Raw genomic sequence first — 2,187 nt, 5'->3', positions numbered from 1 at the left:
GCACCAGATGCTTGCTCCCTGAGCAGTAACCGCATATATACACAGTGCCAGTGACTTTTACAGGCAAGCCAAGACCCCTGTTTTCATAGGGTTTGGTGTGTGTGGGAGCGTGTGACTGCGTGTGGGGTGGTGTAACTGGCTGATGATAGAATTGGTGGAGGCGGCGGGATTTGAACCCGCGTCCGCATACCGCTAAGGGTTTGATTTATGTATAAGTTATTTTGTCAAAGCTCATAACGTGATCATTTCGTGTTTTTAGTGTACCTGTGCCGCCTGATTTTCAGCAGCCTGGCAGGGTTAAACCTGCGCGCTATAGACCGGGAGATCAGGCACTTCCCGCACAACTTCCCCGCCTTCGACAAACGCCTTCTGCCCCACACCGACGCCCCGCCCTTTGGCGGTCATTGTTGACCCATCCCGCAATGTTATGGTGCTTGTCCCGTTGCTGTTATGACTGGCGACCGTACCAATAATCCGGCTCGCTTTGGGGAGTAGTCCCTGAAATTGCTTCCATGGGTTTGTGGTGGCCATCTTCTGCTCCCCAGTAGTAGTTCTTAAAATCTCAATTCTTTAGTAACCTTAGCCCTTTGGAGCCTTGTTCAGGAAAGCGTGTCCGTGACCTTCGATCTCACGACTATCAACGATATCCACCAGTTAAGAGAGTCCTGCGACCTTGAGTGTAAACTCGCTCAGGGAAAGCATGGGGGCGGCTCTTTACCGCGAGACTTCTGGCCGACCTACAGTGCTTTTGCCAATACGCAGGGCGGTGATGTCCTGTTAGGTGTGAAAGAGAACTCTGACCATACATTTGAAATCGTAGGGGTAAGCAACCCCGTAAAGGTTATTGATGAGCTGTGGAATGGCGCAAATAACCCTCAACAGGTCAGCATCAATCTACTGCAGGAAAAGTACGTAAAAGAGATCGAGATTGAGGGTGTAACTCTCATTCATATTCACATCCCCCGTGCGACACGAAGACAACGACCTGTCTACCTGAAAAACAATCCTATAACTGGCACCTATCGACGGCTCAATAGTTCTGACACCCATGAAGACAGGGAAAACATACAGCGGATGATGGCTGAAGCTGGTGAGAACAGTCGCGATGGCGAAATTCTCAAAGGCTTTGGGCTGGATGATATTTCTCAGGATACCCTGAAGCGCTACCGGCAGATGTATACAAACCGTCATCCTGATCACCCTTGGAACCAGCTGGAAGATGAAGAGTTTCTTCGTACTATCGGAGGCTGGGGAAAGGATCGGGAAAAAGACATCAGCGGCTTGAGCCGTGCCGGACTTTTGATGTTTGGAAAACTGCCTTCTATCCACGAGGCTTTTTCCTATTACATGCTTGATTATCAGGAGCAAAGGGATGCGGAAGAGCGCTGGGCAGACCGCTTAACCCTGGATGGTCGCTGGTCAGGCAACTTATTTGATTTTTTCTTACAAGTCATAGGAAAGCTGACCGCAGATCTTAAAGTCCCCTTTGTTCTGAAAGGGGAGACCCGAGAAGATGATACACCCGTTCATAAGGCACTGCGCGAGGCTTTTGTGAACTGTCTGGTGCACGCTGACTACAGCAACCGTGCCTCTGTGTTAGTTATAAAGCGTCAGGACATGTTTTTCTTCCGAAACCCAGGGCTGATGCGTGTTCCACAAGAGATCGCTGTTCTCGGAGGAGAGAGTGACTGTCGGAACCGCAACCTGCATAAAATGTTTCGCTTCGTAGGATTGGGTGAACAAGCAGGCTCCGGAGTCCCTAAAATTTTTCAAGGATGGGATGACCTCCACTGGAGAAAGCCACTTATTCAGGAAAAGCTGGATCCCTCGGAGCAAACTGTGCTTGAGATGCATATGGTCAGTTTGCTTCCTGACTCTGCAGTCAATGAGCTACAAAGAGAGCTTGGTAACCGCTTTGACAAGCTAACCAGAGACGAAAGACTTGTGCTGGTGACGGCTTATGCAGACAGAACCATTGATCATGGGCGCATGATGCAGATCATGGATATTCATCCCCACGACCTGACACGGCTGTTTGCAAAACTGACAGAGCAAGGATTGTTGCTGCAAGAAGGGGTTGGTCGTGGAACTGTTTATTTCCTTGAACAAGCAAGACGGCAAGATGAACTGACAGAATTGCTAACTCCGGGCAAGGGTAGCTCTGGTAGTAACGGCCCGAGCTCTGGT

At 49.8% G+C, this 2,187-nt stretch carries 2 protein-coding genes; one reads left to right on the top strand and one right to left on the bottom strand.

Features of this window, described 5'->3' with window-relative positions; genetic code table 11:
• Positions 1-297 precede the first annotated feature (297 nt).
• Positions 298-531, bottom strand: coding sequence for a hypothetical protein (locus tag E1189_RS01965; RefSeq protein ID WP_155158399.1), 234 nt, complete (start codon positions 529-531; stop codon positions 298-300).
• An 84-nt stretch (positions 532-615) separates the two neighbouring features.
• Here E1189_RS01965 and E1189_RS25860 point away from each other — a divergent pair.
• Positions 616-2,187 (top strand): RNA/DNA-binding domain-containing protein (locus E1189_RS25860; RefSeq protein WP_155158398.1); only part of this gene is annotated, 1,572 nt, incomplete at its 3' end.

The organism is Parendozoicomonas verongulae (assembly GCF_009711465.1).
GTDB lineage: Bacteria > Pseudomonadota > Gammaproteobacteria > Pseudomonadales > Endozoicomonadaceae > Sansalvadorimonas > Sansalvadorimonas verongulae.
Note: the sequence above shows the minus strand (reverse complement) of the source record. Positions and strands in the feature narration are given on the sequence as shown.